Annotated in this window: 12 protein-coding genes; 7 read left to right on the top strand and 5 right to left on the bottom strand. The window is 42.6% G+C overall.

Annotated features, from left to right (window positions below):
* Positions 1 to 333: 333 nt before the first annotated feature.
* Entirely contained in the window at positions 334 to 1,677 is a 1,344-nt protein-coding gene (locus VB775_RS16925) for a response regulator (RefSeq protein ID WP_281009109.1), read from the top strand.
* An 85-nt stretch (positions 1,678 to 1,762) separates the two neighbouring features.
* Here the strand turns inward: VB775_RS16925 and VB775_RS16920 are convergent, their stop codons facing one another.
* From VB775_RS16920 to VB775_RS16910, 3 genes are read right to left on the bottom strand one after another with little or no spacing between them, the layout of a single operon-like run.
* Positions 1,763 to 2,986, bottom strand: coding sequence for an energy transducer TonB family protein (locus VB775_RS16920; RefSeq protein ID WP_281009108.1), 1,224 nt, complete (start codon positions 2,984 to 2,986; stop codon positions 1,763 to 1,765).
* 29 nt (positions 2,987 to 3,015) lie between these two features.
* Positions 3,016 to 3,444 carry an ExbD/TolR family protein gene (locus tag VB775_RS16915; RefSeq protein WP_281009107.1) on the bottom strand — a complete coding sequence of 143 codons (429 nt, stop codon included), beginning with the start codon at positions 3,442 to 3,444 and terminating at the stop codon, positions 3,016 to 3,018.
* A complete protein-coding gene (locus VB775_RS16910; protein WP_281009106.1) occupies positions 3,437 to 4,093 on the bottom strand; it encodes a MotA/TolQ/ExbB proton channel family protein in 657 nt (218 codons plus the stop codon). Before VB775_RS16910 ends, VB775_RS16915 begins: the two co-directional genes overlap by 8 nt.
* A 218-nt stretch (positions 4,094 to 4,311) precedes the next feature.
* Between VB775_RS16910 and VB775_RS16905 the strand changes: the two genes are divergently transcribed.
* Complete coding sequence (locus tag VB775_RS16905) at positions 4,312 to 4,971, top strand: DUF3386 domain-containing protein (protein ID WP_281009105.1); 660 nt, start codon at positions 4,312 to 4,314, stop codon at positions 4,969 to 4,971.
* A gap of 203 nt (positions 4,972 to 5,174) precedes the next feature.
* Here VB775_RS16905 and VB775_RS16900 read toward each other — a convergent pair whose 3' ends face one another.
* Complete coding sequence (locus tag VB775_RS16900) at positions 5,175 to 7,151, bottom strand: sensor histidine kinase (RefSeq protein WP_281009104.1); 1,977 nt, start codon at positions 7,149 to 7,151, stop codon at positions 5,175 to 5,177.
* Between the two features lie 236 nt (positions 7,152 to 7,387).
* On the opposite strand from VB775_RS16900, the gene VB775_RS16895 reads away from it, so the two are divergent.
* From VB775_RS16895 to VB775_RS16875, 5 genes are all read left to right on the top strand, one after another.
* On the top strand, positions 7,388 to 8,581 hold the full coding sequence (locus VB775_RS16895; RefSeq protein ID WP_281009103.1) for an NAD(P)/FAD-dependent oxidoreductase: 1,194 nt from the start codon (positions 7,388 to 7,390) through the stop codon (positions 8,579 to 8,581).
* 226 nt (positions 8,582 to 8,807) lie between these two features.
* Positions 8,808 to 10,406 (top strand): hypothetical protein, encoded by a 1,599-nt coding sequence (locus VB775_RS16890; RefSeq protein ID WP_281009102.1) that lies wholly within the window; start codon positions 8,808 to 8,810, stop codon positions 10,404 to 10,406.
* A gap of 29 nt (positions 10,407 to 10,435) precedes the next feature.
* Positions 10,436 to 11,590, top strand: a complete 1,155-nt coding sequence (locus VB775_RS16885) for an ABC transporter ATP-binding protein (protein WP_281009101.1) — start codon at positions 10,436 to 10,438, stop codon at positions 11,588 to 11,590.
* A 19-nt stretch (positions 11,591 to 11,609) separates the two neighbouring features.
* Positions 11,610 to 12,758 carry an ABC transporter substrate-binding protein gene (locus tag VB775_RS16880; protein WP_281009100.1) on the top strand — a complete coding sequence of 383 codons (1,149 nt, stop codon included), beginning with the start codon at positions 11,610 to 11,612 and terminating at the stop codon, positions 12,756 to 12,758.
* A gap of 33 nt (positions 12,759 to 12,791) precedes the next feature.
* The gene (locus VB775_RS16875; RefSeq protein ID WP_281009099.1) at positions 12,792 to 15,176 is read left to right on the top strand and encodes a low-complexity tail membrane protein; all 2,385 of its coding nucleotides are present in this window, start codon (positions 12,792 to 12,794) and stop codon (positions 15,174 to 15,176) included.
* On the opposite strand, the gene pgeF is transcribed toward VB775_RS16875, so the two are convergent.
* Positions 15,156 to 15,902 (bottom strand): peptidoglycan editing factor PgeF, encoded by a 747-nt coding sequence (pgeF, locus tag VB775_RS16870; RefSeq protein ID WP_281009098.1) that lies wholly within the window; start codon positions 15,900 to 15,902, stop codon positions 15,156 to 15,158. The genes VB775_RS16875 and pgeF overlap by 21 nt on opposite strands.
* Between the last annotated feature and the right edge of the window lie 110 nt (positions 15,903 to 16,012).

Below are 16,012 nucleotides of genomic sequence, written 5' to 3'. Positions count from 1 at the left end.
GTGGGGCATGGATAAGATCTTTTGTTGAGGAACTTGAGTATCTCATCTCTTGTCCCTTTTATCCCTCTTGTCTCATTTTGAGACTCTATGCCTAGCAACCTTTCTCAGACTTTTCTGCACCACTAAGCTTCAAAGACTATTAAATTTAGTTCAGCGAGGGTTAATGAAAACATTTATTGAGGAGGCGACTAGGATTGAGGAAAAACATATAGGCTATCAGCCCTTTATTCAAAATACAATGAAATTTGCCAAAACATTTCAAATGGAAGCCTTAGAACAATACCTAGAAAAACATCTAGAAAAACATATCTATACACAATAAAATTTTTACCTATGTCTTCCGCTAACCCTGAATTAATTTTGATTGTCGATGATACACCTATTAATTTAGATGTTATTTCCGATGCTTTGATTGATGCGGGGTTTGAAGTGGCGATCGCTACTAGCGGCGAAAGGATGTTTAAACAGTTGCAATGGTCAGTACCAGATCTAATTTTATTAGACGTGAGAATGCCCATCATGAATGGGTTTGAAGTATGTCAACGTTTGAAATCGATGGAAAGCTTCAAAGAGATTCCGATTATCTTTATGACATCTCTATCTGATATGGAAAGCAAAACGAAAGGATTTGAGTTGGGAGCCGTTGATTATGTGACTAAACCTTTTCAAGAAGTCGAAGTCTTAGCACGCATCAAAACCCATTTGCAACTACGCCGCTTAACCAAAAATTTAGAACATCAGGTTTGGCAACGCACGGTCGATCTAGAAAAGGCTAATCAACAACTTGCAGAATATTCGTTAACCCTAGAAAATCGTGTAGAAGAAAGAACTGCGGCTTTAAGAGAAGCCCAAGAACGAGTTATCGCCCAAGAAAAATTAGCATCTTTAGGTACGCTCACGGCTGGAGTCGCCCATGAATTGCGAAACCCTCTCAACTTTGTCAAAAACTATGCTGAAGGATCGATCGGACTGGCTCAGGACTTATTTGAAATTCTCCAACCCACAATCCATTCTATTGAGTTTGCTAAAGCTCAACATGTCCAAACATTAATTGCAGATTTGCAAGAAAATGCTACTACGATTTGTCGTCATAGTATGAGAGCAGACGCAATCATCACTAGCATGATGCAACATGCACATACTGACAATGAGCGTCCCAAGGTTCAACTTATATTAGTTAATGACTTATTGAAGGAAGCCGTGAAATTGTCTTGCTACAATAGGCAGATGCAAGATAGCAACTTCCAAATCAAAATTTGTACAGACTATGCTTTAGATGTCGGCAAGATCGAGGCGATCGCTAGTAATTTAATGCGGGCTTTTATTAACTTGATCGATAATGCCTATGATGCGCTTCATTTTAAACATTCTGAGCTAGCTAGTGATAACCATCAGTATGATGAAGGATATACCCCAACCTTAAGAATCTCCACAAAGTTAGTTGATAATCATGTCGAGATTCGGATTCATGACAATGGATGTGGGATTGAACCACAAATAAAATCAAAAATTCTTGATCCTTTCTTTACAACTAAACCTCCTGGTTCGGGAACGGGTTTAGGACTTTCGCTAACCCATGACATTCTCGTTAAACAACATCATGGCTCCATAGCGATCGCCAGTAAATCAGGTGAATTTACGGAGATCGTGGTCACATTACCTCTAAACCTGTTATGAAAATTGCCATTAAAAACCAAACCCAGCGACTCATACCAAAACACAAAATGGCATAGCCATTTTGTGTTTTGGTATGAGTCGCTCACTATGGAGATGATGGAGTTTTATCTGGAGTAGGTGTAGCCTCGATAGAAGGAGATGATGGTGCAATGGGAGAAGGATTATCCACCACTGGTTCGATAAGTTGCTGTACGACTGGTTCGGTAACAGTTGGGGCTGGCGAATTGATAATTGGCTGCACTGGAGTTGTAACAGGTTCGGGTGAATTTATCTGCGACTCTGGCGATCGCACAGGCTCGGGATTAACGGGAATAGTCACAGCCGTTGGTTTAAGGCTTTCTGCTTCCCTTTGACGACGCTCTGCTGCTAATCTTCTTTGCTCAGCCTCTTGCGCTGCTAATCGCTCAGATTCCTGACGACGACGCTCCTCGTTCTGGCGTTGAAATTTAGAACCTTCTTCTTCAAAGGTGATCCGCACTCTCACATTAGCTCGACCACCCTCAGGCACAGTTTGCGGATTAAATTGCCATTTGCTCATTGCTTCGAGGGTTTCGCGATCGGTTTGCTCATCGCCGCTCGACTGGCGCAGTCGCACATTAATAACCCTACCATCGGGGGTAATGTCATAGGTAACTCTGGGAGTGCCTTCTTTGCCACGATACTGAGGTTTAGGGCAACTGAGGCATTCAAGTTTTACCGCTTTAGCTTCTACGGAGGGGGCGGGAGGCAAAGCACTAGTTTGAGTACCTTTACTATCGGGTTTGCCATTCGTTACTCCGTCAATGACACCATTTTTCTTGCCATCGGGATTACCATTCTTTTTACCTCCAAGAATAAATCCTGTCGGGATTTTGCTATTGCCAAAACCAGAACCAATTCCATTATTGGCAATAATTGGACCGCCTCCCTGTGGCACTTTAACATCACTGGTGTTTTGGGTTGTTAATGGCTTTAAATCATCAGAAGCTGCAGCATCTTTACCTTCTTTTACGGGTGCGATCGTCTCAGGCGCAAGGGCGATCGCTACGGGAGCAGCTTCAATCTGGGGAATTTCTTCATTTACGGGCGGGATTGGTTCTAGTTCTTTGGCAATTTCGGGAACCTTGTCTTCAGTGGATTGGGTTGCTTCAACCACAATTTCGATGATGTCATCTGAATCTTTGCTAGCTGTTTTCCATAGTGTAGGTACTGGTGCGATCATAACTGCTGCATGAACACAGGTAGAGCCGACCAATCCAATGAATAGTAGGGAAGTTAAAGCTTTGTTCTCTTTTTTTGTTAGAGCGTTAACAAGTATAGGTTCATGCATAGATCGATCTCCTAATTTGTCTGTAATCTTTAATTGTTTTTAGTGGCGATCGCCATTTTGACTCGGGGGATTTGGCGGAGTTGATCCATGACTTGCACCACATCACCATGATGGACAACGCGATCAGCATTGAGAATAACGATCAGTTCTTGGTCTGGTTCTAATAATTGTTTGACGCGATCGCCAACTTCATTAAGACCAATTTTTTGCTTATTGAGAAATACTTCTGTCTTTTCATTAATGCTAATCGTGGCGCGAGCAGGATTTTTTTGGATTGTTCCTGACTGAGCTTTGGGGAGACTGACGGGTAATCCCTCAGTACGATTGAGAAATAAAGTAGAGATCACAAAAAAGGTTAGCAAGGCAAAAATCACATCCATGAGAGGCAAAATATTTTTGATCTCAATGGGTTGGTTAGCTAGCTCGTTCTCATGGCGGCGGCGGAGTCTTCTAGACATGAGCTTTTACCTGTTGATGAGTCTGTTGGCGATGCGATCGCAGGTGTTGTAATTCCAATTGAGAGCAACATTCATCTAAATAGGCAACCTGTTGGGCATAGAGTGAGCGAAATATACTTGCAGCAATCAAAGCCATTACCGCCACTATCAAACCAACCGCAGTAGAAATAAGCGCTTCACTAATACCACCTGTAACATTAAGGGACTTAGAACCACCAACATCACCAAGGGTAAGTGAGCCAAAGGAGGCGATTAATCCTGTCACAGTACCAAGCAATCCCAATAGAGGAGCTAGTCCTACAATAATTTCAAAAACATTGTTGAATCGTTTGAGACTAGGGACTTCTGACTGAGTTTTGGCATCAAGGGCTAGGGCAAATTCGACGGGTGTAGATTCGGGGATCGATATGGCCTCTAAATAAATGCGGGCGATCGCTAATTCGTTATGCTGACGCAGAAAATCTTCTGCTTGGTTAGGGCTTTCTTGATAAATAAGCAAGGCTTGACTAGCAATGCGTCGCTGGTGCTTTTTGACGCTTCTCCAAAATAGCGATCGCTCAATCGCCAAAGTAATGACCAAAAAAGAGCAAATCATGAGCGGGATAATCGTAATCCCGCCTGCTAACAAGGTATCGAACAATTTAGACATTTTAGAAAATGGGATCAATTAGTATTGGTAAGATTTTTAAAGGTTACTGAGATTTATTTGCAATAATTTACTGTTTCTGCTAGTTTCTTATAATTGGTAAATAATGTCAATAAGTGTAGAAATGATTTCAGAAACTTCCTGCAAACAGTAGGGTCTAACTATTATCTTGGCAAAATCGACTTAAACACTAATGCAATAAATTAATACTAGAGTTTACTATGACAATTACAGCCGAACGAATTAATGCCGCGTTTCTATTTCAAACCGCCTATGAGAATCGCTACACTTGGGATGCGAACTTCACAGGTTTTACAGCAACAGCACAACTTACCCAAAATGGACTTGTGCATCAAGCGGATGTCACTATTTCTCCAGAACTCAAAGTTAGCGTTGCTAACGCTAACAGCAGCGAAGCTGAGAAAGCAATCTATGGGCAGATGCAAGAGATTGTAATCCACCGAGTTCATCGTAGTTTTGAGAATGTCCATGGCAAGAATGAGTTTAGCTATGGTGATAGTGATGAATCAGGTGAAGTTTTGATTTTGGTTGGTGGTGCATCCGCAGGCGATCGCTATAAGGTCAAAGACAAGATTGTAACTATGGTGCATCGCCATATTCATGGAACCGTGGTTACGATTAATGTGCTTTCTACTTTTGACACTGGAAAAGGCTATTTGCCAATGGATTACAATTCCTTTTACTCCAAGCCTAATGATCCAGATTCCATTAGTCCTATGCAACATCATCATGATGAATACGCGGACTTTGGGAATTATTTCATCATGACTTCTCGCACTGTCAGTACCGATGGTGATGCTCAACCGCAGGAGTTTAAGTTGACAAATATTGTTTTGTTATCTAACCTCGGCTTGGGTTAATTTCAAACTATAACTGACGTTAATTAACGACAGTTCGACGAAAGCGGACAATGGTAAGAATCGCTTAGCGATTCTTACCATTGTCCGCCATTTGCGGCGTGCGAAGCACGCCGCAAATGGCTATATCGAACTCACGCTTAATTAAAACCTAAAACCTAGAAAGCTGTCCCGCCCGATAGGCGGGCGGGACAGCTTTCTAGGTTTTAGAACTTAATTGGTAACAACACTTCAAACTCAGTACCAATCGTGACATCACCTTGATTATTGAGATAAGGCGATCGCAAAACAATTTTGCCATTGTGCTGCTGCGTAATAATTTGATGGCAAATTGCTAAACCCAACCCAGTGCCATGCCCTTGACCCTTGGTAGTAAAGAAATTATCAAAAATGCGATCTTGGATTTCCTTGGGAATTCCCATCCCATTATCCGCAACTTTAATCGATATCCAATTACGATTATCAATTTCCGCGATCGCTGATGTGATCATCACCAACGGCTGCCATGTAATTTCTGTCTGGACATTACCGCTACTCTCTTCTTTGACAAGAAGATGATCACGTTGCCTGATCAAATCAGGATGAGCCCTTAAATCAACCAATGCATCAAGAGAATTACTAATCAGATTCATAAACACCTGAATTAGGCGATCGCTATATCCATTGATTTTGGGAAGATCGATGAAATTTTTGATAATCTGAACATTCCTAATCCTGCCACTAAGAATTGTCAAACTGCTTTCCACACAGTCAATCAAACTAATAGCCTCAGGATTAGCATGATCCTCCATATGCGATAAAGATTGCAAAGTGTCAACCAGTCGCCGCAAATACTTTGACCCAGATTGGATACTCTTCACCACCTGCGGTAAGTCAGAACGCACAAAATCCCAATCAACAGCCTCAAGGGTTTCACTAATTACTGTTGACGAAATTCCATATTCCTTTTCATAGGCTCTTAAAATTTGCATTACCCCTTCGATGTAAGTTAAGAGGCATTCAGTGTTTCCATAAATTGCTGATACAGGATTGCGAATGTCGTGGGACACCTCAGCCACAATTTGCCCCAAACTTGCCATCTTCTCAGTTTGGAACATTGTTGTTTGGGTTTGCTCACGCAACAATTTGGTGGCTAATTCATGAATATGGGACTGCTCTAGCAACAAATCATGGACATCAAGTACCGCATAAGTATCAGTATCTAGATGGACAATCACTGGTTCATAAATTTCATCGCTAGATCTCCCTAACGCCATCTGAGCAGCCATCACTATCGAAGTATTACCATGCAATTTCAGAACTTCAGGGGGGATTTGCTCGTAGAGGACTCTCAATGGTCTTTTGGTAAATAGTTCGAGGGCATAGGGACGACTCAAACATTCTAAAAATCGGCGGCGAGACAACATGCCCACATACTGCTCACGATCGTAAACAATGAGTGCAGGTAGTAGAGGATCACTTTTAAAAAGTTGACTTGTAAAATCCCCTGTTTTAGACAAATCAACCTTGGTACTGTACAAATTCAACTCGGAGATGGTCGAGTCAAGAGCCAATTGACGCTTTAGCCCTTGTGATGAATTACTATCAATACTACTAACTGATTCCATCTCTGGTTCACTTGCCATCACCATCAGTGGAATCATCGCCATCTTACGGGCTAACTCTTGGGTTGCTGTTTGTCGAATATTCTTACCCTTAACCGCGCCGCGATCGGGTTGATACTGTTGCAACTTAAGATTGCTAATTGCAGAGGTTAATGCTTCGGGTTTAATCTCGATCGCTAATGCTTGAGCAGCCACCTTAAAAGCAGAATTTAAGTTTTCTAGAGATATCTTTGGCAATAAATCGATCGCACCACGACGAATTGCCCAACGTTTTTCCACTTCTTTGATTTGGGATTGGCGAGGATTAACCAATAAAACTTTTAATTCAGGTGCATGATCGGCGCACCATTTGCAAAGCTCAGTAGCAAGTAAAGAAGTCCCACCCCCATAGCGAATGCCAATATCAGAAATAATCAGTTGCGGTAAACCCTGTTTTGTCTGCCGCTTTTGATCAAGCAATTTAAGTAAGTCTTCGGCTTCAGGTGCAGCCCATACTTCCAGTTGGTGAGAGGATAGGGCATTGTGCCACATCAGAGATTGCTCTTCTGATAGCTGAGCCAATAAAACAGATTTGACCACACAACCCCCAGACTTAAAAATTGTAACAACTTTTACTTTATCGGATGCCAGTATGTGGATACAAGTGAAAATAGATAACCTAGAGTTAACCAAAAGTTAATATGCTATAGCGTGAGAGTGCGCCCCTTCGGGGCGCACTCTCACGACAGGATTGCTATGTAAGGTTAGAAAATGGGCGCGTCGCGCCCCTTTTCTAACCTTTGAGATAAGATGGAAAAAACAAATTGGATTTTCACATGACACGAATTTGTATTCTTGGTGGTGGTTTTGGCGGTTTGTATACTGCGCTTAATCTATCTCGCTTACCTTGGGCGGTCATGCCTGAAATTATCCTGATCGATAAAAGCGATCGCTTCTTATTTACGCCATTTCTCTATGAGCTAGTCACAGGCGAAATGCAGGAATGGGAGGTTGCCCCAACATTTACCGAATTACTTGCCGATACTGGTATTCAATTTGTGCAGGGTTTAGTTACTAGTATTGATCTTGAAACTAAGCAAGTAGAAATTAATATTGGTCAGCCTAGTGTTTTGACCTACGATCGCCTTGTATTAGCGATCGGTGGAGAAACCCCGATGAACCTTGTCGATGGTGCGGCGGAATATGCAATTCCATTCCGCAATCTCAATGACTTCTATCGCCTTAATAGCAAATTAGAATTATTAGAAGCATCCGATCATGACAAAATCCGCGTCTGTATCGCAGGTGGTGGCAGCAGTGGCGTAGAACTCGCCTGTAAAATTGCCGATCGCCTTAAAGATCGTGGTCGCGTTCGTCTAGTTGATCGCAATAACAAAATTTTAAGTAACTCCACAGACGCAAATCGTAAAATTGCGGAACTTGCCCTCTCGCAACGTGGTGTCTGGACTGATCTCAATACGCGAGTTTTACAGGTAAATGATGGTGAAGTTACCCTTGACTACAGCGATGGTAGTGATATCTTACCCGTTGACATTGTGATGTGGACAGTGGGTAGCACCTTCTCGAAAATGCTTCAAAATCTACCACTTGAGCATGGTCGGCAAGGAGCGATCGCCACGGAGTCAACCCTACAAGTTAAGGACTACCCTGATGTATTTGCGATCGGTGACTTAGCAAGTTGTTTTGACTCGAATTCTAGCCTTGTCCCTGCTACCGCACAGGTAGCCTTCCAGCAGTCTCAATATTGTGCTTGGAACATTTGGGCAAGCCTGAATCAAAAAGCATTGGTTCCCTTTAGCTATATTCCCCTCGGAGAGTTTATTAGTTTAGGGATTGATGGCGCAACTGCCTCCATTTTTGGCAAGTTCAGTATTGATGGATTACCCGCCCATGTGATGCGGCGATTAGCATATTTATTGAGAATGCCCACCCTACAGCATCAATGGAAGATTGGCTCATATTGGTTGACCAAACCTTTGATTGAGATGTTTAGAAAATCCGTAAATTAGGTTATCCTTCCCAAGAATAATAGTTTTCAACTGATGTTACGTGGAAGGAATTCCTGCCATAGCATAGGTCTAGGGCTGGCACGGGGGCACAGCCCCTACGATAACCCTTAAGTTTTGGGGTAGGGGCAATCCCCCCGTGGTTGTCCTGTTATGCTAGCAGCAAGAGTTTCATCATCTGAGTTCCACGTAACATCAGTAATTAGCGATCGCCTACATAGAAAAACCTATGAATGATTCTCCATCGAATTCCCCACAAGCTGCATCTTGGCTTGATCGCATTGGCAACTGGAATCCGCAACTATTGCGGGAGATTCGGGGCAAGCTGAAATTGCGTAATCTGATTGTGGCGATCGGCTTATCTTTACTGTTTCAGATCTTGCTACTTTTGTTCTATAGCCAACGCATACCTAATGAAGAGTGTTTTGCCCAAATCCGTGGTTTTGGCTGTGCCGCGTCTTGGCAAGATTGGTGGTTAGAGCAGTTTCGAGTGATTACTTGGACTGAGCCGTTTGTTTTATTTTTAGCAGGGGTTTACAGCCTCGTAGCTGACCTCTCCTTAGAAGACTACAAAGGCACGCTTAACTTTATTCGCATTAGTCCGCGATCGAGCATCAATATTCTCATGGGCAAGATCATGGGTGTGCCGTTGCTAGCCTATATCAGCATCGGACTATCGATCCCCTATCACTTGACTGCGGCGATCGGCGCAAATGTGCCGATCGCCTTTTTATGCAGCTTTTACATATTGATCATCGCCACAGCATTTTTGCTATTTAGTGCGGCCCTGTTGCTTGCTCTACTGAGTGGATGGCAAGCCAAATTTGGCGGACAGGTATCCGCAGGTGCGTTGTTATTTTCATTTATTACCTTCATCTGGATTGCCCCATCCTTCATGTGGTGGAATATCTTCACAACATGGAGTTCCTTTAGCAAAGTCTTAGTAGGCGGACGGATCGACCCAATCCAAGCTGAATGGTGGTATTTGCCAATTACATCGAATATTTGGACTTCGCATATTTTTACAATTAGCAACTTAGCAATTTTGAGCTTTGCGGTTTGGCGGATCTTAGAACGCCGCTTTCACAATCCCAACGCCACTTTAGTTAGTAAAGCTCAAAGCTATGTCGCCACTACCTATCTAGAGATCTTGATGCTCGGATTTTGTGTACAGACAGGCTTTGCAGACAAGAGCTTTTCTGGAGAATTTCAGTTCATTCTGTTACTGATTATTTACATTCCCAATTGTTTTTTACTTTTTCTCACAATTACCGCTTTAACCCCACACAGACAATCTCTCTTAGATTGGGTAAGGTTTGGAGCCTTATCGACGACTGATGAGCATCCGACTGGATTGGGCTATATTTTGCGGGATTTGATTTGGTCAGACAAAAGCCCAACCCCGATCGCGATCGCCCTCAATCTTGTATTTACGCAAGTCCCTATTTTAATTTGGGTCAACACTTGGAATGACTCAGCTCAGCGAGATAAAGCCATAGTGGTATTAGCATCTTTTACGCTCACTATGTTTTTGTTTGCCCTAATCGCCCAGTTGGTTTTGTTTTTGAAAACGCGCAACCCTTCAGCTTGGATGACAGGGATCATTTCTGCGCTAATTTTTCTACCAATTTTGATTATGGCTAGTCTATCGATTAGTCCCGATCGCTACGCTGGGTTGTGGTTATTTTTTGGATATCCTTGGTTTGTTGTGTCAAACATCCAACTTTCCGATATTATTTTGGCATTCGCTGGACAAATTTCTGTAATAATTGCGCTGACATTACAACTCATTTATCAGCTACAACGCGCTAAAATGCGAGAGACTTAGTGACACATTAGTAGACGTTTGAACATAACATGGCTCAGTCAACCACTGCTAAACAGTTTGCCACCCCAACGGGTACAGTTCCCGATGTGGAGCTACAGCGAGTATTTAAAATGTTCGGGACAAATACCGTTGTCCAAGGTGTCGATCTGCAAGTCCAGCGCGGTGAGCTTTTTAGCATTTTGGGTCCATCAGGTTGTGGCAAAACCACTTTACTAAGACTAGTTGCAGGCTTTGAAGAGCCATCAGCAGGTGAAGTGCTGATTCAAGGCAATCCGATGACCTATATTCCCGCCTATCAGCGACCTGTAAATACGGTTTTCCAAAGCTATGCTCTTTTTGGGCATATGACTATTTTTGATAATGTTGCGTTTGGCTTGTCAGTTAAAGGTGTGCCTAAGCCAGAAATTCAGCAAAGGGCTAAGGATGCACTCAAGCAAGTACGACTCGATCACATGAGCGATCGCTATCCTAGTCAAATATCAGGTGGTCAGCAGCAACGGGTTGCCCTCGCACGCGCCCTCGTCAACCGTCCCAAAGTAATTTTGTTAGATGAGCCATTAGCGGCGCTAGATTTTAAACTCCGTAAAGAACTGCAAGTAGAACTGTCAAACTTACAGTACGAGTTGGGTATTTCCTTTATTATGGTTACCCACGATCAAAGTGAAGCTTTGGCAATTTCCTCGCGAATTGCGGTCATGAACCAAGGTCGAATTGAGCAAATTGGTACTCCCTCAGAAGTTTACGATCGCCCTTCTTCAGCATTTGTCGCCGATTTTGTGGGTGAAACAAATTTGTTTGAATGTCGAGTGATCGAGCAGGATGGTGCATTTGTCGAGTTGCGATCATCTACAGGTTTAGCGATCGTAGCGGCAAAACCTAGGCATTGGCTGCCGATTCCCGAAGCCGTGGTCAGTGTGCGTCCCGAAAAAATCAAGCTTTCTACCGAATATCCTAATCAGCCTTACAATACCTATCGCGGTATTCTTAATAATGTCTTGTATCTAGGTGATCACTCTCAGTTTGTTGTGGATCTACATGCTAGCGAAAATGTACCGCCTGTCAGAGTCATGCTAGTACGTTCTAATCACCAAGGCGAAAGGACTCCTCCCTTTGATAGTCAGGTTTATGTCTCATGGATGCCTGAAGATTGTGTTGCTCTTCCTAAAACTACAGTCGCGACCTAAATCCTCCTAACTTTCTATTATGCAAATCTCTCGGCGAAAATTTCTTAGACAAACAGCCTATGCTGCATCAGCGATCGCTAGTGCTTCAACCCTTGCCGCCTGCGGCATTTTTGAGAACAGTCCCCAAGAAAGTGAGTCTGGTGAAGAGGATGTAGAGCGCCCAGTGACTCAGGATAAACGAACCCTCTATATCTATGGTTGGGCTACCTACATTAACAACCAAGAGGTTTTAGAGGAATTCACAAAGGAAACTGGGATTAAAGTTGTTGGAGATGCCTATGACTCTAATGAAGTTATGCTAGCCAAGCTAGAGGCTTCTGGTGGGCGATCGGGTTATAGCATCATTTATCCTAGCGATTATATGGTGACGCAGATGCGGGATTTAAAGCTGCTTGCGCCCCTGAATAAAAAGTTATTACCCAATATCAAAAATATCGCACCCAATTATTTAGAACTACCCCACGATCCCGGCTCAATATTTAGTATTCCTGTAAGTTTGGGGACAACAGGGATTGCTTACAATGTCGAGGCGGTTAATTCGGTGATAGGGGAAGAACCATTTGATTGGAATTACCTATGGGAACACAAAGAAAAACTGCGGATTACCCTTGTTAATGATCCGCGCGAAGTGATGGGCATGGCTTTACATATTCTTGGTCATTCTTACAACACCAAAGAAACCGAAAAGATTGAGCAAGCTTTCCAAAAACTAAAGGAATTGATGCCTGCGATCGCCAACTTCACCACCGACGCATGGCGCGATCCTCTTGCTTCAGGCGATCTGATGATGTGCATGGCTTTTTCAGGTGACGCGATTAGCATGGCAAGACAAGATCCAAACATCAAATATGTGCTGCCCAATAACGGTACATCAATTTGGACAGATACCATGGCGATCCCCAGAGGTGCATCAAATATCGAAGGCGCTCATGAGTGGATTAATTATGTAATGCGTCCTGAAGTTGCCGCTAAAATTAGCGATGCGAATAGTTTTGGCACAACTAATAAATTGGCAAAAACAATGATTCCTGATGACCTAAAAGCGATTAAGGCTCTAGAACCATCAGATGCGATTACCGCCAGAAGCGATCGCATTACCAAGCTCGATCCTGAAGTTCTCCAAATATATGAAGGTTTTTGGACGCGCTTAACTACAGGTTTAGGATAAAAATTCTCGTTGTGAGAGTTGCTTTTGACTCTGATGACCTTCAAAGATCTCGCCATCATTCCTGAAGACTATATGACACCATCACCTTCCACTAACCAAACCAGCAATATTTCTCTAGGTAATCATCCTTTTATCTGGGGCAATATCGCTTTACTTGCAGGTGTGCCTTGGTTATTGGTGCTAAGTATGGCTGGCTTAGCGGTGGGTGATCCTGTCTTTCCTGCGTGGTTTGAGATTTTTCTGCTGGGATTTCCTGCGATCGCCTTAGCGGCGTGGGTGCAGTGGCAACAGCCCATCTCTCCGTTTAGTCTATGGTTTGTCGCGAAGCCAAGTGAGAGTCTAAATGAGCCAGAGCGTCAGGTCTTGACCTTAGTTAAGCAACATCGCAATGGTTGGTATGTAACGGGATGGATTGCGGCAATAGTCGCGATCTCGATGAGTGCAGTGTTTTGCAAGCTCTATCTAGCTGCACCATTAGCTCAAGTCATTGCGCCATTTCCTGCCAGTTTGCGCTTGTTTGGGATTATTTGGGCGGAGATTTTCTTTTTATTGAGTAATATTTTGGCGCAAGCGGGAATATCAGCTTTACGAATTAAGTTAACGGCTGATTCAGATTTCAAGGGCTTACAACCCTTTGCAGTTGATAAAATCAAAAACAACTTTACAAATATTGGTTGGCGATCGCCCCAGTTATTAAAGTTTTTTGAAGAAGAGGCGATCGGCGAAGTCACAAATGATTTGCCTCAAGGCAAGATTGCTGATGAGGTAGTAGTCGATCAGTCTCCAGATTTACAGGAATCCCAAGATTCTCAAGAGCAAGAGACGGAAGAAGCAGAGCCTAGCAATATTGTTTCAGAAGTCATATCTGAAGTAGATTCAGAAATTAATAGTCTTGTTGAAAATGTCTCTGAGACTGAGGAGATCGCTAGTACTACAGAAGATGCGATCACAGAGCCTGTTGAAATTACATCGGCTTTTGAACCTACCGAGATATTTCCAGAACCTCAGCTCGAAACTATTTTAGATGAAGAGATTGTTCAAGAATCTGAAGCTGCCGATGTTAGCTCAGATGCTCAGCTTGTAGAAGAAGTTGAAGAATTAGAGATTAGTGCGATCGCTGCCGAAGAATCTGTAATTGAAGCAATTGCTGAGCCTGAAACTGAGCAGATTTTTGAAGAACCTCAAATCAAGTCAGTTTTGAATCAAGAACTAGATCAAGCAATTACTCAAGAACCTGAAGAATTAAATCCTTTTGCCTCCCATGATTCTATTGACGAAGCAGTTCCTGTTGAAACAGACTTAGAAATTACTGATACTGCATCTGAGTCATCAACTGAAGAGCCTGAGATTGAGAATATTGTTGAAGAAACTGATGAATTAGTTGCTTTTGAGACTGATGAAGATCCTGAACTAACGTTTTTTGAAAGTCCCGATACTAGCTCAGAGACAAACCTTGAAGAACCTGAACAGGTTGAAACTAGTTTAGATCCTGCTGATACCTTTCTAAATGAACAGCTTGCAGAAGATAATGAAGAATTAGAATCCCTTGAAACTGTCGAAGATTCGGACGTTGTTGTGGTTGATAATACAACCACAACAAATGATGACAAAAGAGGACTAAATTTTTTAAAAAAGTCACGTAAAACTGGAGGTTCGCCTAAAAAACTTGGTTTTGGTAAATCGATCAAGCGAGAGAATCTTCCTGTAAGCATTCCAAAAAGTCTTGAACCTGAGCCAGAGATTATTAACGAGCCTCATATTGATATTGAAGCGATCGCTGCGCCTACTGAGCTAAAGTTAGAAACACCTAACCACCAAACTCAAGATTTTGATGACGAATTAGATGAGCTACTTGCTTTTAATGCTTATGTTGAAAATATTCTCAAAGAATACTTAGAAGATAATGACGAAGAATCTGAGGATGTTGACAATAATCTAGAAACTGTGCAGATTATTGAAGCAACACCAGAATTAGATATTGAAAGCAATTTTGTTGAGCAGAGCCTAGTTGATGGAGAAGCTTTAGATGAGGAAAGTGCTGAACCAATTGATCCATCAATAGTTTTTGATCCAACCCAAGTAGCGATCGCACAAGAAAATGTAGAATCTTTTACTGAAAATCTACCAGCATTAGAAACTCAAGTTAGTGAGGAAAGTACTGAAGAGATAGCAAGTAATGACCAAAAAATTCAAGATGCTAAATACTTAGTTCAAGAATTTTTGGTTGATAAGTTTTTCGCAAGATTAGAAGAATTGAATAACGCAGATAAAGTTAACCCAGAAAAAAAGAAAGCTCAAGAAATTTCCTCGGAAATTGATACTGAAATAGATGAATTTGCAGATCTGGAAGCACTTTTAGATGGAAATCCCTTAAATGAGAATAACAACACTGAGGATTTAAGCGATCGCAATTCCTGACCATTGCACTTGTGGCGCTCTAGGCAGGGGATTGGGATTATTTAGAAAATAACGTCGATAGGAAAAGAAGATTTCCTCATGTTGCAAAGTGCAGTAAGGGGCGATCGCCACATTTTCTGTTGGCAATCCTAATTCTTGAAGCTGTTGCACTTGGACTTGACGTAAATCGAGCTTGACTCTTTCTGGATGCTCATCAGGTTGTACCCCCACAGCTTGACTAATTGTAGCCGTAACCTGTTGCGCCACATCTTGAGACACTTGATAGACATGACCCGAAATTGCAGGACCAAGCGCTACTCGCAAATCCTTTAGCTCACTACCTTGATCGCACAATGTGGCGATCGCCTTAGTCACGATCCCCGCAGCAGTTCCGCGCCATCCCGCATGGACAGCCGCTATTGAGCCTAACTTGCGATCGCCTATCAATACAGGTACACAATCAGCAGTACAGACCCATACTGACCGATTCATACCATCGCGTGTAGCCCATACACCATCGGCTTCAGGCAAGTTTGTATTTGGTGCAGTTTCGATTTCATCGGCATGTACTAAGCGATTACCATGTACTTGTTTCGCCCGATAGGCTTTGCCAGATGTCACCAAATGATTATGCAAATCGGTTGGTAATTGAGGAGCGTGCGATCGCGTAAAAAATCCATGTCGCCATTCAGCCAATAGATCGCAAGTTAATACGTTGTCTCGCCATTGCCATTGATTCGCATTCATTGATTTAGAGTCTTAAAAGTAACGATTCCGCAATAAGCTTGATCCTAACTTAAAAAGAATGAAGAGTGAAAAAAATCTTCGCCACTTCATTCTTTAGCATGACTTACAGC

Origin of the sequence: Pseudanabaena sp. CCNP1317, from assembly GCF_034931345.1 — a bacterium.
GTDB classification, from domain to species: Bacteria; Cyanobacteriota; Cyanobacteriia; order Pseudanabaenales; family Pseudanabaenaceae; genus Pseudanabaena; species Pseudanabaena galeata.
This window is presented reverse-complemented; position numbering and strand designations above follow the sequence as displayed.

Bases quoted from the DNA above. Each gene is read 5' to 3' on its own strand.
- VB775_RS16925 (WP_281009109.1), top strand. From the start codon at position 334: ATGTCTTCCGCTAACCCTGAATTAATTTTGATTGTCGATGATACACCT.
- VB775_RS16920 (WP_281009108.1), bottom strand. From the start codon at position 2,986: ATGCATGAACCTATACTTGTTAACGCTCTAACAAAAAAAGAGAACAAA.
- VB775_RS16915 (WP_281009107.1), bottom strand. From the start codon at position 3,444: ATGTCTAGAAGACTCCGCCGCCGCCATGAGAACGAGCTAGCTAACCAA.
- VB775_RS16910 (WP_281009106.1), bottom strand. From the start codon at position 4,093: ATGTCTAAATTGTTCGATACCTTGTTAGCAGGCGGGATTACGATTATC.
- VB775_RS16905 (WP_281009105.1), top strand. From the start codon at position 4,312: ATGACAATTACAGCCGAACGAATTAATGCCGCGTTTCTATTTCAAACC.
- VB775_RS16895 (WP_281009103.1), top strand. From the start codon at position 7,388: ATGACACGAATTTGTATTCTTGGTGGTGGTTTTGGCGGTTTGTATACT.
- VB775_RS16890 (WP_281009102.1), top strand. From the start codon at position 8,808: ATGAATGATTCTCCATCGAATTCCCCACAAGCTGCATCTTGGCTTGAT.
- VB775_RS16885 (WP_281009101.1), top strand. From the start codon at position 10,436: ATGGCTCAGTCAACCACTGCTAAACAGTTTGCCACCCCAACGGGTACA.
- VB775_RS16880 (WP_281009100.1), top strand. From the start codon at position 11,610: ATGCAAATCTCTCGGCGAAAATTTCTTAGACAAACAGCCTATGCTGCA.
- VB775_RS16875 (WP_281009099.1), top strand. From the start codon at position 12,792: ATGACCTTCAAAGATCTCGCCATCATTCCTGAAGACTATATGACACCA.
- pgeF (WP_281009098.1), bottom strand. From the start codon at position 15,902: ATGAATGCGAATCAATGGCAATGGCGAGACAACGTATTAACTTGCGAT.